The 24,977-nt window shown below is 64.2% G+C and carries 24 protein-coding genes and 1 tRNA gene; 16 read left to right on the top strand and 9 right to left on the bottom strand.

Going from position 1 to position 24,977, the window contains the following annotated elements; translation table 11 throughout:
• Positions 1–26 precede the first annotated feature (26 nt).
• Positions 27–776 carry a bestrophin-like domain gene (locus tag AB7G19_RS35455; protein ID WP_085398738.1) on the top strand — a complete coding sequence of 250 codons (750 nt, stop codon included), beginning with the start codon at positions 27–29 and terminating at the stop codon, positions 774–776.
• Positions 777–1,077: 301 nt separating this feature from the next.
• On the opposite strand, the gene AB7G19_RS35450 is transcribed toward AB7G19_RS35455, so the two are convergent.
• Positions 1,078–1,983: a LysR family transcriptional regulator gene (locus tag AB7G19_RS35450; RefSeq protein WP_085398752.1), complete on the bottom strand. Its 906-nt coding sequence runs from the start codon at positions 1,981–1,983 to the stop codon at positions 1,078–1,080.
• 113 nt (positions 1,984–2,096) lie between these two features.
• Here AB7G19_RS35450 and AB7G19_RS35445 point away from each other — a divergent pair, with 113 nt between their 5' ends.
• The 3 genes from AB7G19_RS35445 (at position 2,097) to fabG (ending at position 5,778) form a co-directional block, all read left to right on the top strand.
• Positions 2,097–2,993, top strand: coding sequence for a sterol desaturase family protein (locus tag AB7G19_RS35445; protein ID WP_038388984.1), 897 nt, complete (start codon positions 2,097–2,099; stop codon positions 2,991–2,993).
• 475 nt (positions 2,994–3,468) lie between these two features.
• Positions 3,469–4,914, top strand: a complete 1,446-nt coding sequence (locus AB7G19_RS35440; RefSeq protein WP_085398736.1) for a coniferyl aldehyde dehydrogenase — start codon at positions 3,469–3,471, stop codon at positions 4,912–4,914.
• Between the two features lie 183 nt (positions 4,915–5,097).
• Entirely contained in the window at positions 5,098–5,778 is a 681-nt protein-coding gene (gene fabG / locus AB7G19_RS35435) for a 3-oxoacyl-ACP reductase FabG (protein ID WP_085398751.1), read from the top strand.
• A 557-nt stretch (positions 5,779–6,335) separates the two neighbouring features.
• Here the strand turns inward: fabG and AB7G19_RS35430 are convergent.
• From AB7G19_RS35430 to AB7G19_RS35420, 3 genes are all read right to left on the bottom strand, one after another.
• Positions 6,336–6,410 (bottom strand) — tRNA-Val (locus AB7G19_RS35430).
• A 157-nt stretch (positions 6,411–6,567) separates the two neighbouring features.
• Positions 6,568–7,866 carry a hypothetical protein gene (locus AB7G19_RS35425; RefSeq protein ID WP_085398735.1) on the bottom strand — a complete coding sequence of 433 codons (1,299 nt, stop codon included), beginning with the start codon at positions 7,864–7,866 and terminating at the stop codon, positions 6,568–6,570.
• A 220-nt stretch (positions 7,867–8,086) separates the two neighbouring features.
• A complete protein-coding gene (locus tag AB7G19_RS35420; RefSeq protein WP_028151234.1) occupies positions 8,087–8,692 on the bottom strand; it encodes a DUF1134 domain-containing protein in 606 nt (201 codons plus the stop codon).
• A gap of 139 nt (positions 8,693–8,831) precedes the next feature.
• Between AB7G19_RS35420 and AB7G19_RS35415 the strand changes: the two genes are divergently transcribed.
• Positions 8,832–9,317, top strand: a complete 486-nt coding sequence (locus tag AB7G19_RS35415) for a YHS domain-containing (seleno)protein (RefSeq protein WP_085398734.1) — start codon at positions 8,832–8,834, stop codon at positions 9,315–9,317.
• On the opposite strand, the gene AB7G19_RS35410 is transcribed toward AB7G19_RS35415, so the two are convergent.
• On the bottom strand, positions 9,311–10,141 hold the full coding sequence (locus tag AB7G19_RS35410; protein ID WP_441268754.1) for a 3'(2'),5'-bisphosphate nucleotidase CysQ family protein: 831 nt from the start codon (positions 10,139–10,141) through the stop codon (positions 9,311–9,313). The two genes, AB7G19_RS35415 and AB7G19_RS35410, sit on opposite strands and share 7 nt — an antisense overlap.
• Positions 10,142–10,311: 170 nt before the next feature.
• Between AB7G19_RS35410 and chpT the strand changes: the two genes are divergently transcribed.
• The 7 genes from chpT (at position 10,312) to AB7G19_RS35375 (ending at position 17,757) form a co-directional block, all read left to right on the top strand.
• Positions 10,312–10,965 carry a histidine phosphotransferase ChpT gene (gene chpT / locus AB7G19_RS35405; RefSeq protein ID WP_063985400.1) on the top strand — a complete coding sequence of 218 codons (654 nt, stop codon included), beginning with the start codon at positions 10,312–10,314 and terminating at the stop codon, positions 10,963–10,965.
• Between the two features lie 195 nt (positions 10,966–11,160).
• On the top strand, positions 11,161–13,944 hold the full coding sequence (locus AB7G19_RS35400; RefSeq protein WP_166082008.1) for a hybrid sensor histidine kinase/response regulator: 2,784 nt from the start codon (positions 11,161–11,163) through the stop codon (positions 13,942–13,944).
• A 27-nt stretch (positions 13,945–13,971) separates the two neighbouring features.
• Positions 13,972–14,445, top strand: a complete 474-nt coding sequence (locus AB7G19_RS35395; RefSeq protein WP_166082010.1) for a chemotaxis protein CheW — start codon at positions 13,972–13,974, stop codon at positions 14,443–14,445.
• Between the two features lie 71 nt (positions 14,446–14,516).
• Entirely contained in the window at positions 14,517–14,882 is a 366-nt protein-coding gene (locus tag AB7G19_RS35390) for a response regulator (RefSeq protein ID WP_007600538.1), read from the top strand.
• A 74-nt stretch (positions 14,883–14,956) separates the two neighbouring features.
• Positions 14,957–16,150 carry a protein-glutamate methylesterase/protein-glutamine glutaminase gene (locus AB7G19_RS35385; protein ID WP_085403219.1) on the top strand — a complete coding sequence of 398 codons (1,194 nt, stop codon included), beginning with the start codon at positions 14,957–14,959 and terminating at the stop codon, positions 16,148–16,150.
• On the top strand, positions 16,147–17,019 hold the full coding sequence (locus tag AB7G19_RS35380; RefSeq protein WP_085403220.1) for a CheR family methyltransferase: 873 nt from the start codon (positions 16,147–16,149) through the stop codon (positions 17,017–17,019). The genes AB7G19_RS35385 and AB7G19_RS35380 overlap by 4 nt, the downstream gene beginning before the upstream one ends.
• 273 nt (positions 17,020–17,292) lie before the next feature.
• A complete protein-coding gene (locus tag AB7G19_RS35375; RefSeq protein ID WP_244623260.1) occupies positions 17,293–17,757 on the top strand; it encodes a hypothetical protein in 465 nt (154 codons plus the stop codon).
• A gap of 56 nt (positions 17,758–17,813) precedes the next feature.
• Here the strand turns inward: AB7G19_RS35375 and AB7G19_RS35370 are convergent, their stop codons facing one another.
• The 4 genes from AB7G19_RS35370 to ctrA all read right to left on the bottom strand — a co-directional run bounded on the left by AB7G19_RS35370 (position 17,814) and on the right by ctrA (position 20,730).
• Entirely contained in the window at positions 17,814–18,974 is a 1,161-nt protein-coding gene (locus tag AB7G19_RS35370; protein ID WP_085403221.1) for a glutathionylspermidine synthase family protein, read from the bottom strand.
• A gap of 85 nt (positions 18,975–19,059) precedes the next feature.
• Positions 19,060–19,452 carry a hypothetical protein gene (locus AB7G19_RS35365; RefSeq protein ID WP_085403222.1) on the bottom strand — a complete coding sequence of 131 codons (393 nt, stop codon included), beginning with the start codon at positions 19,450–19,452 and terminating at the stop codon, positions 19,060–19,062.
• Position 19,453: 1 nt separating this feature from the next.
• Positions 19,454–19,858 carry a DUF350 domain-containing protein gene (locus AB7G19_RS35360; protein WP_014497691.1) on the bottom strand — a complete coding sequence of 135 codons (405 nt, stop codon included), beginning with the start codon at positions 19,856–19,858 and terminating at the stop codon, positions 19,454–19,456.
• A 170-nt stretch (positions 19,859–20,028) separates the two neighbouring features.
• The gene (gene ctrA / locus AB7G19_RS35355; protein WP_008138878.1) at positions 20,029–20,730 is read right to left on the bottom strand and encodes a response regulator transcription factor CtrA; all 702 of its coding nucleotides are present in this window, start codon (positions 20,728–20,730) and stop codon (positions 20,029–20,031) included.
• 431 nt (positions 20,731–21,161) lie between these two features.
• Here ctrA and fliI point away from each other — a divergent pair, with 431 nt between their 5' ends.
• The 4 genes from fliI (at position 21,162) to AB7G19_RS35335 (ending at position 24,853) form a co-directional block, all read left to right on the top strand.
• On the top strand, positions 21,162–22,487 hold the full coding sequence (gene fliI, locus AB7G19_RS35350) for a flagellar protein export ATPase FliI (RefSeq protein ID WP_085403223.1): 1,326 nt from the start codon (positions 21,162–21,164) through the stop codon (positions 22,485–22,487).
• Positions 22,488–22,608: 121 nt separating this feature from the next.
• Positions 22,609–23,028 carry a flagellar export protein FliJ gene (gene fliJ, locus AB7G19_RS35345; RefSeq protein WP_008138882.1) on the top strand — a complete coding sequence of 140 codons (420 nt, stop codon included), beginning with the start codon at positions 22,609–22,611 and terminating at the stop codon, positions 23,026–23,028.
• A 180-nt stretch (positions 23,029–23,208) separates the two neighbouring features.
• Positions 23,209–23,754: a sigma-70 family RNA polymerase sigma factor gene (locus tag AB7G19_RS35340; RefSeq protein ID WP_041955015.1), complete on the top strand. Its 546-nt coding sequence runs from the start codon at positions 23,209–23,211 to the stop codon at positions 23,752–23,754.
• A gap of 37 nt (positions 23,755–23,791) precedes the next feature.
• A complete protein-coding gene (locus AB7G19_RS35335; RefSeq protein WP_085403224.1) occupies positions 23,792–24,853 on the top strand; it encodes an anti-sigma factor in 1,062 nt (353 codons plus the stop codon).
• Positions 24,854–24,977: the final 124 nt, after the last annotated feature.

Below are 24,977 nucleotides of genomic sequence, written 5' to 3'. Positions count from 1 at the left end.
CACGCCTCGCAACACAGTGGTGAATCATGAATGCAATCGCGCTATCGTGCATCACGTTTCTATGCATCTCAGGCGGTGCCCTGCTCGGTATGTTCCTTCCTGGGCATCACTTGAGCACGGATGACAAGGATGTGGTCAGGCTGGGCACGGGCCTCATCGGGACGATAGCCGCGCTTGTCCTCGGTCTGCTGATCGCCTCGGCGAAGGGCTCCTACGACACGCAGAGCACTCAAGTCACGCAGATGACGAGTAATGTTGTCCTGCTCGACAATCTGCTGGCGCAGTACGGACCGGAGGCGAATGACGAACGCAATCTGTTGCGGCGCGCCATCGTTGTTTTAGCCGATCGAATGTGGCGCGAGAAAAGTTCCGAGGTTGCCAAGGCGAACCCCTTCGAGGCCAGCGCCGTAAGCGAAGCATTCTTTGCGAAGCTTCAGGAGCTTTCGCCGCAGAACGATTCCCAGCGCTCCCTGCAAGCCAGGGCCATACAGATCGCCACCGACATTGCGCAAACCCGCCTGTTGCTGTTCGCACAGACGAACAACTCGATCCCTATGCCGTTCCTGGTGGTGCTGATTTTCTGGCTCACCATCATCTTTGGAAGCTTCGGCCTGTTTGCCAAGCCCAGCGCAACCGTTTTCGGCTCGCTGTTCGTTTTTGCACTGTCGGCCGCCGGGGCGATCTACCTGGTCCTGGAGCTGGGTCAGCCATTTGCGGGTTTGATGCAGATTTCCAGCGCGCCACTGCGCAGCGCCCTCACGCCGCTCGGTCCCTAACGTTCGCATGATCGAGGTTGCCGGCCAGAGCGAGCCCCGACTGCTATCGTGGTCGTCGCGACCTGCTGCAGCGGTTTTTCGAGTTGATCAAGATGCCCATTGTGCTGCGATGTCCGAATCTGGCCCATGTCGGTCGGCTGCCTGATTCTGCTTGCGAGGGCAAAGCGGACATTTGGGAAATTAGCGAGGTCGGCTAAGGGCCACAAGCAGACTCCGGCGTCTGGTCGATCACTTCGAAACAGTCGTCATATGGACAGGCCGGTAATCCGCACCGGACGATGCGTCGAGTGCGACAAGGCGCCTAGACGTTGATCTCGGCCGCTGCCCGCACAATCGCTGCTACGGTTGCCTTGGCTGCCGGCGACGAGGTTCTCCCTCGCAAACACACGATGCCCGTGCTTGACGGCGGCGACTGCCAGCCATGTACGACAAGCCGGACAAGCGCGCCGGATTCCAGCTCCCCCCGTACCGCCGCGTTCGTCGCACCCAGAACAGTATCCGTGGTGAGCGCGACCGTCTTGAGCAGGCCGTAGTTGTCGCACTCGAGCGCAATGGCGGCCTCCTGGCCCGCAGGCAGGCCCAGCAGGGCGGCGAGCTCCACCTTTGAGGGGCTCAGCAACTTCGGTGCGGCGAGACCGTACGCCCAGACGTCCTGCAGCATGTGCTCGCGCCCGGCCAGCGGATGTCCTGCCCGCACATACAGGCCGGCCTGCTGCCCCCCGATCAACTGGATGTCCAGCGCGGCATCCCCAGGCATGTCACGGACATCGGCGGCAAAGAACTCGATGCTTTCGGTACGCAAGCTCTCCAGCAACTGCGCCCAGTTGCCGACCTCCATGCGCAGCGCCACCTGCGGGTGCTGGCGGCGCAACGCCACAAGCGCGCGTGGCATCAGGGTGGCCGTTAGCAGCGGCCCGACGCCGAAGGCCGTGTCGCCGAGCTGGCTGTCGCGGTAAAGATCCACGTCGCGCTGCAGGCAACGCGCCTCGAACAGCAGCTTGCGCGCCCGCTCAATGACGAATTCCCCGGCACGGGTGGGGCGGACATCACCAACGTCGCGGTCGAACAGGCGGATACCCAGGTCGTTCTCGATGGCCTGGATGCTGCGGCTGAAGGCCGGCTGGCTCAGGTGGGCGGCTGCGGCGGCGCGGGCGAAGTGCAGAGTGTCGGCAAGGGCGACAACGTGATTCAGGCGGCGCAGATTCACGGCATTGCTCTCCATGCATCAAGACGATGAATATTATGCATTGGACGCAATATGGCGACACCCCTTAGACCGTTCCACAATTCAAAACATGAGAGCGGCAGGAGACGTCCCATATGAGCTCGCAATTGCAGTACCTCTTAATTGGCGCCTGCATCCTAGGCTTTGCCGCCATGGAGTTCGTCACCCGGCGGTATCAAGCCACCGTGCGCGGCAACGCGACAGCCAACGACGCCTGGCTTGAAGTGCTGATGTTCGTCAGCCTGATCGCCATCACCCAGCCTATCGCACTGCTGGGCAGCAACGCGTTGTGCAGCTGGCTCATGCCGACGCAGCACGACGCCTGGGCCAACCTGCCATGGTGGGCGATGGCCGGACTGCTGCTCATCGGCGATGACCTCACGCAGTACCTCTGGCACCGCGCCTCGCACACGCCGTTGCTGTGGCCGCTGCACCGCGCGCATCACAGCGCGGCCTACATGAGCGTGCGCATTACCTACCGCAACAACTTCTTTTACTACCTGATGATGCCGGGCCTGTGGATCGGCGGCGTGGCGGTGTACCTGGGTTTCGGCCCAGTCTATGCGGCGTACCTGGTGATCAAGTTGGCGGTCATCCTGGGCGCGCACTGCGCTTGGGCGTGGGATGCGCCGCTGTACCGCATCCGCGCGCTGCATCCGCTGATGTGGGTGCTGGAGCGCACCATCTCCACGCCGGCCACGCACCAGGCGCACCATGCGCTCACCAACGAAGATGGCATTGGCCACTACAAGGGCAACTTCGGCAACCTGCTGTTCTTCTGGGACGTGCTGTTCGGCACGGCGCATATCACACGCAAATATCCCGCCAAGGTCGGCCTGCAGGACGACATCCTGTTTGGCCCGGAGCGCTGGACGACGCAGATGTTCTACCCGCTCGTCCACTCAAAGCGCGAACATTCGGCGCTCCGCCCCGGCGGCCGTGGCTTCACCGAAGCAGACCTGCAGACCGAAGCTAAGCAGAAGGCCACCTGAACGCGGGTAGCGTCGAGGCGCCGCAGCAAGCGTTCGCGATGCCTCGGAAGGAGCTGGAATGGGTAACCATCTGGTCCGCGAGCGGCCTCTTGGCCACACCGAGATGAGCCGAGCGGAAACCATCGTGCTTGCGGCTGGAGCACCGCGCTTGTGGCGGTCTTCATCCGACTCATTGGTATTGGTTAGGAGAAGGCGATGATCGTCTGTTCTTGCAATGTGTTCAGCGACCACCAGGTGCGCTCAGTGGTCATAAAAGAAGCGCGACGGCCCCGCATGAGCGAGGTGTATGCCTGCCTCGGATGCTGCGCCCAGTGCGGCTGCTGCGCTCGCGCCATCAAGCGGATCATGGATGAGAGGCCGGGCTCCGTCCATGCGAGCGCAAGCATGCACTGACTTGGAGTTGACACGGTCACGGTCAGCGCGTGCCCTGGTTATCCACCTGGAGGACACGCGAAACCCAGAGAAAGCGAACATCATGAACGTGCCTGTCAATTTCCGTTCCGTCGACATTCCCGCCGAACTGCAGTCCTGCTTCGCCGCGCAGCGGGCGGCCTATTTGGCGGCGCCCGAGCCATCCTACGATCAGCGCATTGCTGACCTGAAGGCCCTCGGGCAACTCCTGAAGGACAACAAGGACGAGCTGGTCGCAGCGATCAACGCCGACTACGGCAACCGGTCTGAATTCGAGACCCTGTTCGCCGAATATTTCGTTGTCCTGGAAACAATCGCCGACGCCAGAAAGAACCTGAAAAAGTGGATGAAACCGCAGCGCAGGCACGTCGACTTCATGACCTACCCGCTCGCGCGCAACCGCGTCATCCCACAGCCGCTCGGCGTCGTCGGGGTCATCGTTCCCTGGAATTTCCCGCTTAACCTCAGCTTCTGCCCGCTCGCCGCAATTCTGGCCGCCGGCAATCGTGCGATGGTCAAGATGTCGGAAAATTCAAGAGCGCTCGCCGAGGTCCTGATCCGTGTCTCGCCAAAGTATTTCCCGCTCGAGAAGCTTGCCTTTTTCGAGGATGGCGGCGGACGAGGACCCGCATTCTCGTCATTGCCCTTCGACCATCTGCTGTTCACGGGATCCGGCGCGACTGGTCGCGCAGTCATGGCAAACGCGGCCCGCAACCTCACCCCTGTCACGCTTGAATTGGGCGGCAAGGCACCTGCAATTGTTGGGCCTGACTTCCCGGTCAAGACAGCGGCAGAGCGCATTCTCTGGGTGAAGATGTTCAATGCCGGTCAGATCTGTACGAATGTCGACTACATGTTTCTGCCCAAAGGGAGTGAGGACGAGTTCGTCCATCATTGCCGCAAGCTGTTTGCCGAGCGCTTCCCGGACATCAACGGTCAAGACTACACGTCGATCATCGATGAACCGTCGTTCACGCGGCTGCAGGCGACCCTGGAGGATGCCCGTACAAAGGGTGCAGTCCTGGTCAATCTTGCGGAACGGCAGATTCCGGACACGAAGCAGCGCAAATTTCCACCGCATCTCGTGCTAAATCCGACGGACGACATGATTGTCATGCAGCGCGAGATCTTTGGCCCGATCCTGCCGATCAAGACCTATACAGATCGGCAGGAGGTCGCCGACTATATCAATAGTCACGACCGACCGTTGGCAATCTATCCATTCACCTCCGATGCCGAGCTGCGCGACTTCTACATCTCGCGGGTGATGTCGGGTGGCGTATCGGTCAATGAAGCTCTCCTGCACGTCGGCCAGCACGACCTGCCATTCGGTGGGATCGGTGCGAGCGGTATGGGCCATTACCACGCGCGCGAGGGGTTCAACACCTTTTCAAAATTGCGCCCGGTCTTCTATCAAGGTCCTCTCTCGCCGATCCAAATGCTATTTCAGCCGCCCTACGCCGGCCGCCCAATGAGCATCCTGCGGACGATGATCAAGTGGAAGACGTGATGCGTGACTGTGGCAGATCGGCGCCAATGATATGCGCCGCAAGCCTGGGCGGATGCCGGGCGTCGTCGGCATTTTATCCCGGTATCGTCGCGGTCGATCTCAGCCAGGGCGGCGCACATTTTGAAGCTCTGCTGACCATAGTGATTGCGGCGTCGATTCATTCTCATTCGCACGGAGACCGCCATGAAGGGTAACGTCTTTATCATCACCGGCGCGCTGGGCGCGCTTGGCAAGGTGGTCACCGAGGAAGCCCTTTCGCGCGGCGCGCGAGTCGCCGGTATCGATCATGCTGAGTCGCAGTTCGCCGCAACAGCCCAGCGGATCGAATTCGGCCGCATCGACCTGACCGATGCGGCACAGGCGAAAGAGGCGATCGATGCCGCCGCCGCGCATTTTGGCGCGATCGACGCGCTAATCAATATTGCTGGCGGATTTGCCTTCGAGACCATTGCCGACGGCGATCCCAAGGTTTGGCAGCGCATGCATGCTCTCAATGTCGAGACCGCGCTGAATGCTTCGCGCGCAGCGATCCCGCATCTTCTCAACTCGCGGGCGGCCCGCATCGTCAATATCGGTGCGACGGGCGCACTGCAGGCCGGCCCCGGCATGGGTCCTTATGCGGCGTCGAAGGCCGGCGTGCATAAGCTGACGGAGTCACTAGCTGCCGAGTTGAAAGGCAAGATCACCGTCAATGCGGTGCTGCCCTCGATCATCGATACCGCGGCAAACCGCGCCAGCATGCCGAAGGCCGATTCTTCCAAATGGGTCGCGCCAAAGGAACTCGCCGATGTCATCCTCTTCCTGGCGAGTGACGCCGCCAGCGCCGTTACCGGCGCGCTGCTGCCGGTCAACGGACGGGTCTGAAGCGCGGTTGCGCTGCTACCAGCTTCCGAAGCACAGTTCAGCTACCGGATGCCCCTGCGCCGATATCGATGTACGTCCCAGTCGCCTGTCCCGCAAAGACCACCGAAAGATGATAGTCCTCGAGGTTCTGTGAATAGGATAGCTCCAACCCAGCTTATTGCGATGACCGAGGTCGGCATGTCCGCTTTGGGTCAAAAGCCGACCTCGGGTGAATGACCGCTTTTGGCAAAGCGGACGTTCGCACGCCTCGCAAGGGAGCTTTCAGCGACTCTTGAAATCTAGGATCAATGGTGGGCGCACATGGGATCGAACCATGGACCTCTCGCGTGTCAAGGCGGGCTAGTCGCTCGGTGGTGCGGGCCTCTCCTTGGATGATGCCATCATGCCGGTGTTTTGCCCGACGCGTCAATCGAAATTCGGAAAATGCGCAACCCATTGATCCGACTGATGCCGGCTACTGTGCATGGGGTTGTTTTCGACATTTTTGATCAGACGGCCCCGACAGCCGTCAGGCCTGGGTGATCGTTCGCAACCGGCAGAGGGTTCAGGAAGATGGATGGTGGGCGCACAAGGGATCGAACCTTGGACCTCTCCCGTGTGAAGGGAACGCTCTCCCGCTGAGCTATGCGCCCGGGACCATCATGCCGACGGCCGGACTTTCGGCCGGCCGGCACATCGGAGCCCGCGATTTAGAAGTGCGGGCCAAAGGTGTCAAGTTTCCAGGCGCCTCGAAGCCGGAAAACCTTCCGTCAATCACGCAATCGCAGGCGAAACCGTGGTTTGGGCCGCTTATGCGCCCTGCTGGCGGGCGCGGGAGGCGTGGGCCTGCAGCGCGCGGATGCGCTCGGCGAGCGTTCCGCCGCCCTCGGGCAGGGTGATTGCGGCCGCGCCATTGCCAGCGGCGTCATTGGCCGGGCGCGGCGCCGGTTTCGGGGGCTGGCCGGCCTCGGCCGCCAGCAGCGCCTCGATCGGCGAGTTCGGGCCTTCGAGCTGCATCGCGAGTTTTGCAACTTCAGCTGCGATGTCGTTGATGCGCTCGCGCAGCAGCGCATTCTCCATGCGCTCGGTCGCCCAGGAACTCTCCGCCTGCTGCTGGATCGCATTGATGTCGCGCTGGAGCTTGGCGCGCTCGTCGCGCGCGGTGCGCAGCTGCTCCTCCAGCGCGGTCTTTTCCGCGCGGAGCGATTCGAACGCCGCCGACGACTTGCCGCCGCTCAAGCCGGCGATCTCGACGCGCAGCTCCTTGATGATGCGATCATTGCCCTCGTTGGCCTGGCGGAGCTGGTTGTTCTCGTAGTCGCGCTCGGCGAGCAGCTTGCCCTGCGTGGCGAGGCGGCCTTCGAGATCGGCGACGCGGCCCGACAGCATCTCGGCCTCTTTCACCTGCACGATCAGCTGGCGATCGAGCTCGGTGACGCGCTGGCTCAGATTCTCGACACGGCCGCGCGCATCGCCGAGCTCGCGGGAGGCGGTCTCGGATTCGGTCCGCTCCTGCGTCAGCCGCGCCTGCGTGGCGGCAAATTCCTTCTCGGCGTCGCCGACGCGATTCTTCAAGTTCTCTATCTGCGCGCGCACCGCGACCAGCTCGACCTGCCGGCTCTCCGCCATCATCGAGCGGTCGGACAGCTCGGAATTAATTTTTGCGAGCTCGCCCTGCTTGTCGGTCAGCGCATTCTCGGCGGCGCGCAGGGCCTCGGTCTTGGCGCTGAATTCCTCTTCGGTGGCGCGGAGCTGTTCCTTCACCGCCTTCTCGCGCGCCTCCAGCGCGAAGATCGTGGCGTTCTTCTCGCCGAGCTCGATCTTCATGCGGTTGATAGCGTCGCTCTTCTTGCCGAGCTCGGCGAGCTGGCTCGTGGTCTTGTTCTTGAGCTGGTCGACGCTCATCTCGAGCCGCCGCGCCGACATGGCGAATTCGGCCCGGAGCTGGTCCTTGTCGGCCTGGATCTCGGCCATCGACAGAGGCGTCGCGGCCTCGAGCCGGCGCGTGGTCAGGCGGACCGCGCGGTTATGCACCAGCGGCACGATGGCAAGCCCGCACAGCATCGAGAGCAGGAAGCCGATCGCCAGGTACATGATCGGTTCGACCATGGGGCCAGAACTCCGAAAGCAAGGAAAAATTTACCAAAGACAATGCATGGCGGGCCGGCAAAAAGCCAGCCCCGCCCTGTTGTTAACGTGAATCCGGAATCGGACCGGAGGAGGGAGCCCTAGAGCATGATCCGGACCCGAAGGGCCGCGTCAGCGCAAAGTGCGCAACGGTTTTCCGGAAAGATCATGCTCGAACAACAATCTAAAGCGCGATCGCGCTTTAGAACGGGTTCCAGGTCGCGCGCGGGGTGAATTTCAAATAGCCGATATTGGCGCCCAGCCGCAGCCCAAGGCCCGAGCGGATCGGCACCAGCACGATGTTGTTGGCGGTGAGCGCCGTCATGCCGAAGCCGCCGATGATATAGGCCGAGCCGTCGATGCCGGCGAAGCGCTGGTAGATCGCGTTGGTGGCGGGCAGGTTATAGACCAGCGTCATGGTGCGCGCGCCGTCGCCGCCCCAGTCGAAGCCGAGCGAGGGGCCCTGCCAATAGACGCGCAGGTCGCCGGCGTTCTTGGTGTAGAGCGTGCCTTCGCCGTAGCGCAGGCCGGCAACGAAGGCGCCGGACCCTTCCTCACCCAGGATATAGCCGTTGGGCAGGCCCCACTGGCTGACGGCCTTCTCGATGATCGAGGCGAGCCCGCGCGAGACGTTGCCGAAGAAGCGGTGGCCGGCGGTCACGAGCTCGTCCGGCCCATAGGTGCTGGGTGACGGGCTCCGCTGCGGCGGCGGCAAATTGGGCGGCGGCGGCTGCTGGGCGGAGGCCGGGACGATCCAGCCGACCAGCGCGGCAAGCGCGACCGCAGCAAGGCGTGATGCGAAAGTCATAAAAGAACCCCTGGTATCGAATCCCGCCGCTTCCTTAACCTGACGCCAACAGGCACGGCTCTAGGTTGCGCCGGATGTCCCCTCGACTCGGATGTTATCCGCAGCAACTATGACGGCACAACGGCAGGAAGATAGCCCTTTGCGCCCCGGAATCGCCTTGATCCGCTTTCTGGTCTGCCTGCTGGCCGGCATTTGGATCGCTTGCGCAGGTTTGCCGGCCGAGGCCGCCACCACCGAGCGGATCGTCGTCAACCGCTTCAGCGGCGTGGCGATCGAGGGGTTCGACCCAGTATCCTATTTCGTCGATGGCGCGGCCGTGCAGGGGACGGCCGAGTTCGAGGCGAACCTCTGGGGCGCGGTCTGGCGTTTCCGCAACGAGGGCAACCGGGCGTCCTTCCTGGCCCATCCCGAGATCTATGGACCGCAGTTCGGCGGCTACGATCCGGCCGACATCGCCCGCGGCGTCGCCGTCGCCGCCAATCCCCGCTTCTACGTGATTTCGGCGCAGCGGCTCTATCTGTTCAGCCGGGAGGCCAACCGCGATGCCTTCGCCGCCGACCCGGAGCGCTTCCTCTATGAGGTGCGCAAGCGCTGGCCGGCGCTCCAGGAACAGCTCAGTCAGTAGCGGTCCGCCGCCTGCGGATCGCCCCAGGCGATGAATTCCGGGATAATGAAGCCGGTGTCGCCGCGCTGGCCGAATCGGAGCTCGCCACCCTTGCCGTCGGTGACCTTGCCGCCGGCCGCCGTTACGACCGCGCAGCCCGCCCCGACATCCCATTCGCAAGTGGGTCCGAAGCGGGGATAGATGTCGGCGCTGCCCTCCGCGATCCGGCCGAATTTCACCGCCGAGCCGACCGTCTTCCTGACCGCATTGGGCCGGCCGTCGATGAACGCCTCGCTTCTGAGGTCGCCATGGGAACGGCTCACCGCCGCGATCCAGGGCTCGCCCTGCGTCGGCAGCGTGCGGGTGCGGACCAGTTCGGCAGCACCGATGCTCGTGCCGTCAAAACTGACGCGCTCGGCGCCGCGGCCGACGATGCCGCGCCAGAGCAGACCGAGCGCGGGCGCGGCTACGATGCCCAGCAACGGCACGCCTTCGGTCACAAGGGCGAGGTTGACGGTGAACTCGTCGCGGCCGGCGACGAACTCCTTGGTGCCGTCGAGCGGGTCGATCAGGAAGAAGCTGTCGCGGAATGGCGGCGAGGCGAGCTGGGTCCGCTCTTCCGACAGCGTCGGCACGTCGCCCGCAAGCTGCGCCAGGCCGTCGGCGATGATGCGGTCGGCGGCGAGATCGGCCTCGGTGACCGGCGAGCCGTCCTGCTTGCCGTCGACCCGCATCGCTGCGCGGTTGACCGCGAGAATCGCTTCGCCCGCCTTCACCACCAGCGCAGTGAGCGGCTCCATCAGGTGGGAGGCGGCCGGGCCGTCGATGATCCGCTTCACCTGCATGCCTCATTCATCGGCAATTCCATCCTACTCGACTGATTCGCTGCGGCTTTAGGGCCGCTTCGAGCCGATCGCAAGCTAGCTGCCACGGGCTTGCGAATGTTAGAACCTGCGGCATTCGTCAAGCATGCGTGATTCGCCGCGTCCGCGCCGTGCAATTCCAGGAACCCTTTATGTCTGACGCTTCGTCACCCGGTACCGCTACCGCTCCAGATGCGCTCGAACTCGCCGCGCTCCTGTGCTCGCGGGTCTGCCACGATCTCATCAGCCCTGTCGGCGCCATCGTCAATGGGCTCGAAGTGCTCGACGACGATCCCAAGCCCGAGGATCGCGAGTTCGCGCTCGATTTGATCCGCAAGAGCGCGAAAACCGCCTCCGCCCGCCTCCAGTTCTGTCGCCTGGCCTTCGGCGCGGCCGGCTCGTCCGGCGCGCAGATCGACCTCGGCGACGCCCAGACCATGGCGCGCGGCCATATCGAGGACGGCAAGTGCTCGATCACGTGGAATCTGCCGCGGCTCTTGCTGCCGAAGAATCGCGTCAAGCTGCTGCTCAATATGCTGGTTGTTTCCCAGCACACGATCCCGCGCGGCGGCATGCTGACGATCGATCCGATCGGTGACGGCGAGACCATGAGCTTCCGGGTCACCGCGACCGGTCATAATGCGCGCCTGCCGCAGAACATCTCCGAACTCCTGAGCGGGGAGCGCGGCCCGGCCGCGGATGCGCACGCGATCCAGCCTTATTATACGCGGCTGTTGGCAGAGGCTTGCGGGCTCACCGTGCGGCTCGCGCACGAGGGCGAAGCCATCACCATCACCGCGTCGTAGGCGCGCCGCGGCCCTCAAACGTTAATCGAATCTTTACGAGGCGCTTCGGCTTGTCCGGAGCGCCTTATCTCTTTGTTGGTTCCGTTCTTTTGCACATACTCAACCATTATTAAACGCTTTGCGGTGAAGCTGGCCCCATTCCGAAATGGCGCATCACAAGTCGTGCGCGCCCTCCCTGTATGAAGGCCTGTTTTCATGGATGATCTGTTGCGGGAGTTTTTGACGGAGACCAGCGAGAGCCTGGACACCGTCGACAATCAGTTGGTGAAGTTCGAGCAGGAGCCGAACAACGCCAAGATCCTGGATAACATCTTCCGCCTGGTCCACACCATCAAGGGCACGTGCGGTTTCCTCGGACTGCCGCGGCTTGAAGCGCTGGCACATGCCGGCGAGACGCTGATGGGCAAATTCCGCGACGGCATGCCGGTGACGGGACAGGCCGTCACGGTGATCCTGTCCTCGATCGACCGCATCAAGGAGATCCTTGCCGGCCTCGAGGCGACCGAAGCCGAGCCCGAGGGCACCGACCGCGATCTCATCGACAAGCTGGAAGCGATGGTCGAGCAGGGCATGGCGGCAATGGCCGCTGGGGCCGCTGCTCCTGTCGCCGAATCTCCGCCACTGGCGCCTGAAGCCCCTGTTGCTGCTGCGCCTGCGCCCGCAAAGGAGATGACGCAGGGCTCGCTGATCGATCAGACCCTGGAGCGCCCGTTGCGTCCGGGCGAAGTCTCGCTCGACGAGCTCGAGCGCGCCTTCCGCGAGACCGCGATCGAAGCGCCGGCCCCCGTCGTCAAGGCCGAGCCCGCGCCGGCTGCTGAAGCTCCGGCGCCCGCCGCCAAGGAAGCTGCGAAGCCGGCCAAGGAAAAGGTCGCGCCGAAGAAGTCGATGGCCGACGAGGGCGCCGCCGAGGGCGACCGCATCGCCAACCAGTCGATCCGCGTCAACGTGGATACGCTGGAGCATCTGATGACCATGGTCTCCGAGCTGGTCCTGACCCGCAACCAGCTGCTGGAGATCTCCCGCCGCAACGAGGACACCGAGTTCAAGGTGCCGTTGCAGCGCCTGTCCAACGTCACCGCCGAGCTGCAGGAAGGCGTCATGAAGACGCGCATGCAGCCGATCGGCAATGCCTGGCAGAAGCTGCCCCGCATCGTCCGGGACCTGTCGAGCGAACTCGGCAAGCAGATCGAGCTGGAGATGCACGGCGCCGACACCGAGCTCGACCGCCAGGTGCTCGATTTGATCAAGGACCCGCTCACCCACATGGTGCGCAACTCCGCCGACCACGGCCTGGAGACCCCCGCCGAGCGGCTCGCGTCCGGTAAGGGCGAGCAGGGCACCATCCGCCTGTCCGCCTATCACGAGGGCGGCCACATCATCATCTGCATCGCCGACAACGGAAGAGGCCTCAACACCGAGAGGATCAAGGCCAAGGCGATCTCCTCCGGTCTCGTCACCGAGGCCGAGCTCGAGAAGATGAGCGAAGCCCAGATCCACAAGTTCATCTTCGCGCCCGGCTTCTCCACCGCGGCCGCCATCACCTCGGTCTCCGGCCGCGGCGTCGGCATGGACGTGGTGCGCACCAATATCGACCAGATCGGCGGCACCATCGACATCAAGTCGGTGGCCGGCGAGGGTTCCTCCGTCACCATCAAGATCCCGCTGACCTTGGCCATCGTCTCGGCGCTGATCGTCGAAGCCGCCGGCGACCGCTTCGCGATCCCGCAGCTCTCGGTGGTCGAGCTCGTCCGTGCGCGGGCCAACAGCGAGCACCGCATCGAGCGCATCAAGGACACCGCTGTCCTCAGGTTGCGCAACAAGCTCTTGCCGCTGATCCACCTCAAGAAGCTCTTGAAGATCGACGACGGCGCCGCCAGCGATCCCGAGAACGGCTTTATCGTGGTCACGCAAGTCGGCAGCCAGACCTTTGGCATCGTCGTCGACGGCGTGTTCCACACCGAAGAGATCGTCGTGAAGCCGATGTCGACGAAGTTGCGTCACATCGACATGTTCTCCGGCAACACCATTCTGGGCGATGGCGCTGTCATCATGATCATCGATCCCAACGGCATTGCCAAGGCGCTGGGTGCTGCCGGCTCCTCGGCCCATGACATGGGCGACGAGAACGGCGCGCATCACATCGGATCGGGCGAGCAGACCACCTCGCTGCTCGTCTTCCGCGCTGGCTCCAGCCAGCCCAAGGCGGTCCCGCTCGGGCTCGTCACCCGCCTGGAGGAGCTGCCGGCCGACAAGATCGAGTTCAGCAACGGCCGCTACATGGTGCAGTACCGCGAGCAGCTGATGCCGCTCGTCGCCATGGAGAGCGTCACCATCGCCAGCCAGGGCGCCCAGCCGATCCTGGTGTTTGCGGACGACGGCCGCTCCATGGGCCTCGTCGTCGACGAGATCATCGACATCGTCGAGGAACGGCTCAACATCGAGGTCGGCGGCTCCGCCTCCGGCATCCTCGGCTCGGCCGTGATCAAGGGCCAGGCCACCGAAGTGATCGACGTCGGCCACTTCCTGCCGATGGCGTTCGCCGACTGGTTCACCCGCAAGGAGATGAAGCCGTCGCAGCACTCGCAGTCGGTGTTGCTGGTCGACGACTCGGCGTTCTTCCGCAACATGCTGGCACCCGTGCTGAAGGCGGCCGGCTACCGCGTCCGCACCGCGCCGACCGCGCAGGAGGGCCTGGCTGCGCTGCGTGCGCAGAGCTTCGACGTGGTCCTGACCGACATCGAGATGCCCGACATGAACGGGTTCGAGTTCGCCGAAGTGATCCGCTCCGACACCAATCTGGGCGCGATGCCGATCATCGGCCTGTCCGCGCTGGTGTCGCCGGCGGCGATCGAGCGCGGCCGTCAGGCCGGCTTCCACGACTATGTCGCCAAGTTCGACCGTCCCGGTCTGATCGCGGCGCTGAAGGAACAGACCGCGGGCGCCGCCGGCGCCTCCGAGCTGAGCCGGGCAGCGGCGTAACGGCACTGGGGATCAGGAGATACCGCTATGAGCAACAAGAAGACGCAGATCGGCGAAGGCGCCATGGTCGAATACGTCACCGCGATGATCGGCGGCCAGCTGTTCGGCCTGCCGATCTCCCGGGTCCAGGACGTGTTCATGCCCGAGCGCGTCACCCGCGTTCCCTTGTCCTCGCGCGAGATCGCGGGGGTGCTGAACCTGCGCGGCCGCATCGTCACCGTGGTCGACATGCGCGCCCGGCTCGGCCTGCCCAAGCCCGAGGACGGCAAGGCCCCGATGGCGGTCGGCGTCGACCTGCGCGGTGAATCCTACGGCCTCCTGATCGACCAGATCGGCGAGGTGCTGCGGCTTGCCGAGGCCGGCATGGAAGAGAACCCCGTCAACCTCGATCCCCGCATGGCCAAGCTCGCCGGCGGCGTCCACCGCCTCGACGGCCAGCTCATGGTCGTCCTCGACGTCGATCGCGTCCTCGAGCTCGCGCCCGAGATGATGGCGGCCTGATACGGCGGCATCGCCGCCGACGGACTCGCAATGGAAGTACCCCCACAAGGGGGTAGGAAGCAGAGGTTCACATGCGCACTTGTCTCGTCGTTGATGATTCCAGCGTCATCCGCAAGGTTGCGCGCCGGATCCTGGAGGGCCTCGACTTCCAGATTCTCGAAGCCGAGGACGGTGAGAAGGCACTGGAGGCCTGCAAGCGCGGCTTGCCCGATGCCGTGCTGCTCGACTGGAACATGCCGGTCATGGACGGCTACGAATTCCTTGGCCATCTCCGGCGGATGCCCGGCGGTGACCAGCCCAAGGTGGTGTTCTGCACCACCGAGAACGACGTCGCGCACATCGCCCGTGCGCTGCACGCCGGCGCCAACGAATACATCATGAAGCCCTTCGACAAGGACATCGTGACGGCGAAATTTCAGGAAGTCGGACTTATCTGAGCGAACATCCGGAGGCTGAACGGATCCTTCGGCGATTGTTTCAACTGAACCGTTTCAGTCTGAGTTGGTGAGTAATGAGTGTTGCGTTCGCAGGTAATTCGACCACGGGTCCGTCGCGCGACGCCGGGCCGCTGCGGGTGATGGTCGTCGACGACTCGGTCGTCATACGCGGTCTGATCTCGCGCTGGATCGGTGCCGAGCATGACATGGAGGTCGCGGCCTCGCTGCGCACCGGGCTCGAGGCGGTCAACCAGCTCGAACGCATCAATCCCGACGTTGCGGTGCTCGACATCGAAATGCCCGAGCTCGACGGCATCTCGGCGCTGCCGCAACTGCTGGCGAAGAAGCGCGATCTCGTCATCATCATGGCCTCGACGCTGACCCGCCGTAACGCGGAGATCAGCTTCAAGGCGCTGTCGCTCGGTGCGGCGGACTACATTCCGAAGCCGGAGTCGACGCGCGAAGCGTCGGCCGCGGACATCTTTCATCACGATTTGATCCAGAAGATCCGTCACCTCGGCGCGCGGCTGCGCCGCAGGCCCGCAGTCGCGAGCCCGCCGCTGGCGCCCGCGACCCCGGCGCCGGCTGCACGTGCACCGGCTGTCGTGCGGCCCGCCGCGCCCGTACCGGCTCTGCATGCGCCGTCGTCGGGGGCGCTGTCCACGCGCCCGTTCTCGGCCCACGCACCGAAGGTGCTGCTGATCGGCTCCTCGACCGGCGGTCCGCAGGCGCTGATGGCGCTCGTCACCGAGCTCGGCCCGGTGATCGACCGCTTCCCCGTGCTGATCACCCAGCACATGCCGCCGACCTTCACCACCATTCTCGCCGAGCACCTGGCGCGCGCGAGCCGCAAGCCGGCGGCCGAGGCGGTCGACGGCGAGCCGGTGAAGCCGGGACGGATCTACCTCGCGCCCGGCGGCAAGCACATGCGTGTCGTGCGCAGTGGCGCGGACGCGGCGATCGCGCTCGACGACGGTCCTGCCGTCAATTTCTGCAAGCCCGCGGTCGATCCGTTGTTCACCTCCGCCATCGACATCTGGCACGGTAACATCCTCTCGGTGATCCTGACCGGCATGGGCTCGGACGGCATGCGCGGCGGCAAGGACATCGTCGCCGCCGGCGGCAACGTGATCGCGCAGGACGAAGCCTCCAGTGTGGTCTGGGGCATGCCGGGCGCGGCGGCCAATGCCGGCATCTGCGCGGCGATCCTGCCGCTCAACCAGATCGGCGCCAAGGTCAACCGCCTGTTCGCGGGAGACCGCTCGTGACGCCGGTCGACTACGAATATCTGCGCAAGTTCCTGAAAGAGCGCTCCGGCCTCGATCTCTCCGCCGACAAGCAGTATCTCGTCGAGAGCCGGCTGCTGCCGCTTGCCCGCAAGGCGAGCTTGCCCGGCATTCCCGATCTCGTGTTGAAGATCAGGAACGGCGACGGCCGGCTTGCGACCGACGTGGTCGAAGCGATGACCACCAACGAGACCTTCTTCTACCGCGACAAGATCCCGTTCGATCATCTGCGCGAAACCATCCTGCCGGGCCTGCTCCAGGCGCGCGCGGCGCGCAGGTCGCTCCGCATCTGGTCGGCGGCCTCGTCGACCGGGCAGGAGCCCTATTCGATCGCGATGTGCGTGAAGGAGATGGGCGCGGCCTTCGCCGGCTGGCGCATCGAGATCGTCGCCACCGATCTGTCGCAGGAGGTGCTGGAGAAATCCAGGGCTGGCATCTACAGCCAGTTCGAGGTGCAGCGCGGCCTGCCGATCCAGCACCTGATGAAATACTTCACGCAAGTCGGCGAGCTCTGGCAGCTCAATGCCGACATTCGCGCGATGGTGCAGTTCCGCCAGCTCAATCTGTTGCAGGACTTCTCCCATCTCGGCACGTTCGACGTGATCTTCTGCCGCAACGTGCTGATCTATTTCGACCAGGACACCAAGGCCGTGATCTTCGAGCGCATGGCGAAGGGACTGGAAGCCGACGGCACGCTGCTGCTTGGCGCCGCCGAATCCGTCGTCGGCATCACCGACGCGTTCCGCCCGATCACCGAGCGCCGCGGTCTCTATCAGCTCAACCCCGCGCGCTCCGGCCGTCCGATGGGCGGATTGATGCCGCAGCCGCTGAAGGTCGCCGCGGCGAGGTGATTCGCCGAACGACAGGCAATCTCACTGAACGCCGTCGTCGCGAATGATCGGCAACAACTGGCGGATATCGTTCCGTCAGAGTGCGTGACGCTTCACACGCGTTTGAGCATTGCGGATTACTCGACTACCGCGCAATAGAGCTCGTGCCGCGATGCAATGCAATCGCGGCCCTGATCAGCATCTGACGGTTGTGCTATGCTGGCGATGGTCCCGCCGAACCGAGGCGGGATTCCATTCCATCATGAATTGTACTGAGGAGGACATACCATGCGAATGTCTTGTGCCTCGTATTTCTTGTTGGCGGCGCTTTCGTTGCCCGCCACTGCTCTCGCTGGCGAGCAGGTCCTCGAATTCAAGCTTGTCACCAAGCCGATGGACTTAAAGGTCACCGAGGTCGCGAACGTCGAAGGTCAGACGGTCATGTCTGGCAAAATGTTTGGCGTTGCCTTCTTCAAGGACGGCCGCGTTGCGGTGAAGGACTTCGTCCACTCCGCCGACCTGATCAAGGGCTCAGGACCCATCTACGGCTACAGCACCTACACCTTCGACGACGGATCCTCGATCACGGCGCGCTACGCCGGCGCGATCAAGGATGGTCGGGCGAAAGGCGAATACACAATCCTGTCGGGCACCGGGGCGTATGCAAACGCGACGGGCACGGGCGGCTTCGAAAGTGCGCAAGCCGGCTTCAAGGGCGCGGGCCTCTACGACGGGAGATTCATCGTCAAGACACCCTGAGTAAGCACGCAAGTCTCTGCGCTCGCGTCCCGTTCCGATGAGGTCGCGAGCGCATTTCACAAAATCGCGTGCGGCAGAAGCCGCGAGCGGTTTCCCGTGATCGGGCTCTCGTCCTCGCGGATCGACAGGCCGCACGGCTCGTGGTTCACCAGCCAGCTTCCCACCACAACGTAGAAGCCTGAGAAATTCGGCAGCGGTGACAATGCCTGCCGCACGAAGCCTTCTGCGCCGTAAGGTCCTGCCTGCTCGTCGAGCGGCATGCCTCCGGACACCAGCGTGACATTGGCGCCTTCGCGCGACAACAGCGGCTTGCGGACGTAGGAACTGCCGAGCTCGGCTGCCCGCGCGTCGTCCTCGAAGAAGGCCGGCAGCAGATTGGGATGGTTCGGAAACATCTCCCAGAGCAGCGGCAAAATGCCCTTGTTGGAGAGCACCGCCTTCCACGGCGGCTCGATCCAGCGTGTCGGCGCGCTCATCAGCTTGGCGCCGAAGGCGTCGTGGAACATCCATTCCCAGGGATAGAGCTTGAAGGCGAACGCGATGTCGCCGTCGTCGAGATCGACGAAGCCGCCAGGCTCGTCGCGCCAGCCGATCTCCTCGATGTCGAGCATCCTGGTCGAGAGCCCCGCCTGGCGCGCGGTGTCCTCGAGATAAGCGAGCGTGCCGGCGTCTTCCTCGTTGCCGGTGGTGCCGGTGAGATGGACATGGCGGCCTGCGGCAATCTCCTTCCACGCCGCGATCAGCCGCTCGTGGATGGAGTTGAACTGGTCGGCGCGCGCCGGAATGATGCGGCGTTCGATCGCCTGTTCGAGCCAGGTCCATTGAAACACCGCAGCCTCGAAGATCGAGGTCGGCGTATCCGCGTTGTATTCGAGCAGCTTTGCAGGCGACTGTCCGTCGAACTTCAGATCGAGCCGGCCATAGAGGCTGCGATCGTCGCGCTTCCAGCTCTCGGCGATCAAGCTCCAGAACGCCTCCGGAATCTTCAAGCGTCGCAGATAGCGCTCGTCACCGATCACGCGGCCGGCAAGCTCCAGGCACATCGCGTCGATCTCGGCTGTCGGCGTCTCGATGCCGCACTCGATCTCGTCGAGCGTGAAGGCGTAATAGGCACTCTCGTCCCAATAGCGTTCGCCGTCGATGGTGTGGAAGGCGAAGCCGCATTGTTCGGCGGTCTGCCGCCAGTCGTCGCGCTCGGGGCAGACGATGCGTCGCATGTTATTTCCTGCGCATGATCTCCGCGCAAACGCGTTCCGCGTTTGTCGCGAGGGAAAATCGGTGGCCGCTTTTCCGGATCATGCGCTAGCCGCCGCCCGAGAAGCCATGGCCGAACGAGCCGAAGCCGCCACGGCTCACGCTGCTGGAGCCTGAGTCCGAAGAGGTTCCCGATGAGGAATGGCTCGAGGAATCGCTGCTGAAGAAGCTCGATCGCGACGACCAGCGCGAGCTGCTGCCGTCGCTTCCGCCCGATGAACTGCTGCTACTGCTGCACGTCGTGGTCGTCTGGCCCGGCACGGCTCCGGGCGAGGGTTCGCAGTGCTGCCGCGGCATCAGCGTGTAGGCGGTGGTGCCGACCGCGATCGTGCCCATCACCAGCAGCGCGACATGGCCGGAGCGCTTCACAGGCGGACCCGATGGCGGCGCCACGGGCGCCGGCCGGCGCTTGCCGAACTCCTTTTTGGAGGGTTTGGCCATGTCAGTAGATCATGCAGGCGGCGTTCAACAGGCCCGCCGCGAGCGAAGACAGCCCGAGCCAGATCGCCGGCGCAAGCTCGCCTGCGGCAATCCGCGCCGACAGGTTCGGCACCGGGACCTTCACCAGAAAGAGCACGATGATCTGCACGATCAACGCGATGACCGCCCAGATCAGGCAGTCCAGCACATTGGCCGAATGCGCGATCGCGCTGACCAATGGCGCCACGAAGCCGAGCAGGCTGAGGCCGAGCGCGATCGCGGCGGCCGGCTCGTTGTCGCGGATGAGCTGGAACTCGTTGTGCGGGGTGATGCGGGTGTAGACGAACAGATACGCCACGATCGCGATCAGGCCGGTGCAGAAATAAACCAGGAAGGCGGGCAGGCCGGCCAGTGATTGCAGGATCATCGTTCCCCCATCGTGCAGCGACCATTCGTCGGCGGGGGGAGGATAGCGGTTCAATGGCGCAAGGACGATGAGGCCGCGTTGGCGTCCCCAAAAAACAAAACCCCGCCATTTGCGGCGGGGTCCAGGCTGGGAGGAGCGAGCCCCGGGGGCTCGCGACGTAAACTTAGTGATCAGGCGGGAATGCGCTCTTCGTGCTCGTGCGGCTCGCGCAGCACGTAGCCGCGGCCCCACACGGTCTCGATGAAGTTGCGGCCCTCGGAAGCGTTGGCGAGCTTCTTGCGGAGCTTGCAGATGAAGACGTCGATGATCTTCAGCTCGGGCTCGTCCATGCCGCCATAGAGGTGGTTGAGGAACATTTCCTTGGTGAGCGTCGTACCCTTGCGGAGCGAGAGGAGCTCCAGCATCTGGTATTCCTTGCCGGTCAGATGCACGCGCTGGCCGCCGACTTCCACCGTCTTGGTGTCGAGGTTGACGACGAGGTCGCCGGTCTGGATGACCGACTGGGCGTGACCCTTGGAGCGGCGCACGATCGCGTGGATCCGGGCTACCAGCTCGTCCTTGTGGAAGGGCTTGGTCATGTAGTCGTCGGCGCCGACGCCGAGACCCTTGACCTTGTCCTCGATGCCGGCGAGGCCGGAGAGGATCAGAATCGGTGTCTTGATCTTGGAGACCCGAAGCTGCTTGAGCACGTCGTAACCGGACATGTCGGGCAGATTGAGGTCGAGAAGAATAATGTCGTAATCGTATAACTTACCGAGATCGACGCCTTCTTCCCCCAAATCGGTCGTGTAGACGTTGAAGCTCTCAGACTTCAGCATCAGCTCGATCGACTGCGCGACGGCGCTGTCATCTTCAATCAGCAAAACGCGCATGCCAGTTCCCCATAGTCGCCGCTCCTGGGCGTCAGGTCGGCCGCATTCGCGGCACTCAACAAAACGCCTTTGAACAACTGATTCGGATCCTGACAACAGATGGTTAACAAACTCTGATTCTGGAACGCAAGTCCCCCCGGTGCAATTTTTGTCGAATCGCCCTAAGGTCTTGCGCGCGAAGCAGCTTTCGTCACCCCGTACCGTTCAAGTTCCACTTTAAGAGACGGGCCTAACCGACTCCCGCGACTCAGCCTTCTTCTGAAGGGGAGTCACGCTCAGTCACAAAGACAGTGACGCAATGATTAACGATGCGGGTAAACACGAAGTTAAGCGCCGTTCAGAAATATGGCGAAACTTAAGTCTTTCGCCATGAAGCCCGGGATCGGAGGCGATCACCTTATGAAGGTCCTCTTATTAAAGGCGCGCCCCTGATGAAGGCTCTTGCCGAACAGATCGGCGACATCGACGGCGTCAACATCTATGGCCGCGTGGTCGGCGTTCGCGGCCTGATGGTCGAAGTGGCCGGACCCATTCACGCGATGTCGGTCGGTGCGCGGCTCGTGATCGAGACCGGCGCGAACCGTTCCATTCCCTGCGAGGTGATCGGCTTCTCCGGCAACAACGCTGTCGTGATGCCGTTCGCCGGCCTGGACGGGGTGCGCCGCGGCTGCAAGGCCGTCATCGCCAATGCCGCCAATCAAGTGCGTCCGTCGTCGGCCTGGCTCGGCCGCGTCGTCAACGCGCTGGGCGAGCCGATCGATGGCAAGGGGCCATTGCCGCAGGGCCCGGCGCCGATGCCATACCGCAATTCGCCGCCGCCGGCGCATTCGCGCAAGCGCGTCGGCGCCCCGCTCGATCTCGGCGTGCGCGCGATGAACACGTTCCTCACCTGCTGCCGCGGCCAGCGCATGGGCATTTTCGCAGGGTCCGGCGTCGGCAAATCGGTGCTGCTGTCGATGCTCGCGCGCAACGTCGATGCCGCGGTCAGCGTCATCGGGCTGATCGGCGAACGCGGCCGCGAGGTCCAGGAATTCCTGCAGGACGACCTCGGCGAGGAGGGCCTGGCGCGCTCTGTCGTGGTGGTCGCAACCTCGGACGAGCCGGCGCTGATGCGGCGCCAGGCCGCCTATCTGACGCTCGCGGTCGCCGAATACTTTCGCGATGAAGAGAAGGACGTGCTCTGCCTGATGGACTCGGTCACGCGCTTCGCCATGGCCCAGCGCGAGATCGGCCTGTCCGCCGGCGAGCCGCCGACCGCCAAGGGCTATACGCCGACCGTGTTCACCGAGTTGCCGAAGCTTCTGGAGCGCGCGGGGCCGGGCCTCGGTGAGGGCGCGATCACCGCGATCTTCACGGTGCTGGTCGACGGCGACGACCATAACGAGCCGATCGCGGATGCCGTCCGCGGCATCCTCGACGGCCATATCGTGATGCAGCGCTCGATCGCCGAGCGCGGCCGTTACCCCGCCATCAACATCCTCAAATCCGTCTCCCGCACCATGCCGAAATCGGCCGATCCGCAGTTCTGGCCGACCATCCAGCGGGCCCGCCAGGTGATGGCGACCTATGCCGACATGGAGGAATTGATCCGGCTCGGGGCCTACCGGGCCGGCTCCAGCCCCGAGGTGGACGAGGCGATCCGGCTGCACGAGCCGCTGGAGGCGTTCCTGCGCCAGCGCAAGGACGAAAATGCATCACTGGCGGACGGCTACCGCCAGTTGGCGCAAATCCTCGGTGATTTGGAAACGGAACGCTAACTTTGTCAGGTCATCATCCGCTCTCACAGAGTAGCAGAGCCGGTCTTGGCCCTATCAGGGCCTGTGGGGAGACCGGTGACGTCCCACGTGCAGCCAGGGGACTTCTGGGGAGTATGAGTCGATGAAGTCACGTGATACCCTCATCCGCCTGAAGAAATTTCAGGTCGACGAGAAGCGCCGCCGGGTCACCCAGATCGAGACCATGATCGCCGACTTCCAGCGGATGTCGACCGATCTTGAACGCGAGATCACGACCGAGCAGGAGCGTGCCGGGATCAACGATCCCTCGCACTTCGCTTATCCGACCTATGCCAAGGCCGCGATTCAGCGCCGCGAGAACCTGACCCGCTCGGCCGACGAACTGAAGGGCCAGCTCGACGAAGCCAAGGCCGCGCTGGCCGAAGCCTTCGAGGAACTGAAGAAGGTCGAGCTCCTCGACGAGCGTGACCAGGCCCGCGAGCGCGCCGAAGAAAACGCCCGCGAGCAGGCCGACCTCGACAGCATCGGCCTGATGCGCGCCCGCATCGGCGCCGTCGCCTGACGGCGCAGCCAGCGGTCCAACAGCCGAGAATTCGTCGAACCCGGACCCGCAAGGTCCGGGTTTCGCGTTTGCTATCCACAGTGTGGCGCGCCGCCCCTTGGTGATGGGCTTTGCCGCGCGCTATGGTAGCGGAGTGCCAGGGCCTGCGCCGAACGCGACAGGCCGTGCGTGGGGGGCTGAATGCTGACGCCAGCAGAGCTGGTCGGGCTGATTGGGGAGGTCGCCAGGGGCGATCAGGCCGCGTTCGAGCGCCTCTACGTCGCCACGCGCGCGAAACTCTATGGCGTCGTGCTCCGTATCTTGCGTCGACAGGATCTCGCAGAGGAGGTCATTCAGGAGACCTACGTCAAGATCTGGAACGGCGCGGGCCAGTTCAATCCGGCCTTGTCGTCGCCGATCACATGGATGGCATCGATCGCGCGCAACCGCGCCATCGACATCGTGCGCAAGAAGACGGAAGTCTCCATCGAGGAAGAGCCGCAGGCGATGGAAGTCGCTGCCGACAGCCCCGATCCGCTGGCGCGGAGGGAGATGACCGAGGAGTTGAAGCGGCTCCTGGAATGCATCGGCCGGCTCGAGCCGGATCGTCAGAGGCTCGTGCTTCTCGCCTATTACAACGGCTGGAGCCGCGAGCAATTGGCGGAAAAATTCGCCGCGCCCGTCAACACGGTGAAGACGTGGCTCCGGCGCAGCATGTTGGATATCCGCGAGTGCCTCGGACTATGAGGACTTGCATTGTGAGGGTGGTTCTGGACTGGAAGTGATGGCCTACACGGAGGACCATATCGCGCTCGCCGCGGAATATGCGCTCGGTACGCTCGACGCCAGTGAGCGCGCGCAGGTCGAGACCATGATGGCCGTGGACAAGGCGTTCGCCGATGTCGTGCAGGCCTGGGCTTACCGGCTCGGCGTCCTCAACCAGATGGTCGGCTCGGTCGAGCCGCGTCCGATCGTGTGGGAGAACATCCGGTCCGAGCTTGCGCGGACGGACTTTGCGCAGGAGACGCCTGCGCCGGAAGCTTCGCCGCCGCCGCCACCTGTGCCCGAGTCCTCCTCGATCGAAGCTGCACCGCCTGAGCTGGCGCCGGACGCCGTGCCGCAACCGGAGCTGCAGCCTTCCGAAGCAGAGCAGCCCGGGACGGCGCGGCCGGCACCCGATGCGCTTCCCGACATCGCGCCGATATTCATGCCGCAGGTCCATGCACCCGATCCTGACGTCGCGCGCGCGCCGCCGGCGCCGGTTGCCGACAACAGCAATGTCATCCGGCTCGAGGGCCGCGTGAAACGCTGGCGCACGATCGCCTCCGCGGTGGGCGCGCTTGCGGCTGCACTGCTGGTGACGCTGTCGCTTCAGATCTTCCAGCCCGATGCGCTGCCGGGCGGCTTGCGCCCGGCGCCGCGCATCCAGACGGTGGAAGTGAAGACGCCGGCGGCGCCGCTCACGGCTGCTGCGCAGTATGTCGCGCTGTTGCAGGGCCAGGGCGGCGGTCCCGCCTTCATCCTCACCGTCGACGGCGCGACGCGGAATTTCACCGTGCGCAAGGTGGGCGCGACTCCGGAGGCCGGCAAGAGCTTCGAGCTCTGGCTGATCTCCGACAAGCTGCCGCGTCCGCGCTCGCTTGGCGTGATTGGCGCGGGCGATTTCACCGCGCGCCCGGTGCTCGGCTCCTTCGATCCCGAGGTCGTCAACGGTGCGACCTACGCCGTCACCGTCGAGCAGGCCGGCGGCTCGCCCAACGGCCAGCCGACCTCGGCTCCGGTGTTTTCCGGCAAGCTGATCGAGACCGTGCCGCCGTCTCAGCCGCAGGCGCCCGCGAAGAAGTAGGTGTCGTGGCGCCGTAGCCCGGATGGAGCGCACACGGCGCTCGACCGTCGCCAAGGTCCGTCCAGCCGTCGCACCCCGACAAGTCCCGCCGAATCCACTCCCGCGTTGAACCTCCCCGCAATCC

The organism is Bradyrhizobium sp. 215_C5_N1_1, from assembly GCF_052075935.1.
Lineage (GTDB): Bacteria > Pseudomonadota > Alphaproteobacteria > Rhizobiales > Xanthobacteraceae > Bradyrhizobium > Bradyrhizobium barranii.
This window is presented reverse-complemented; position numbering and strand designations above follow the sequence as displayed.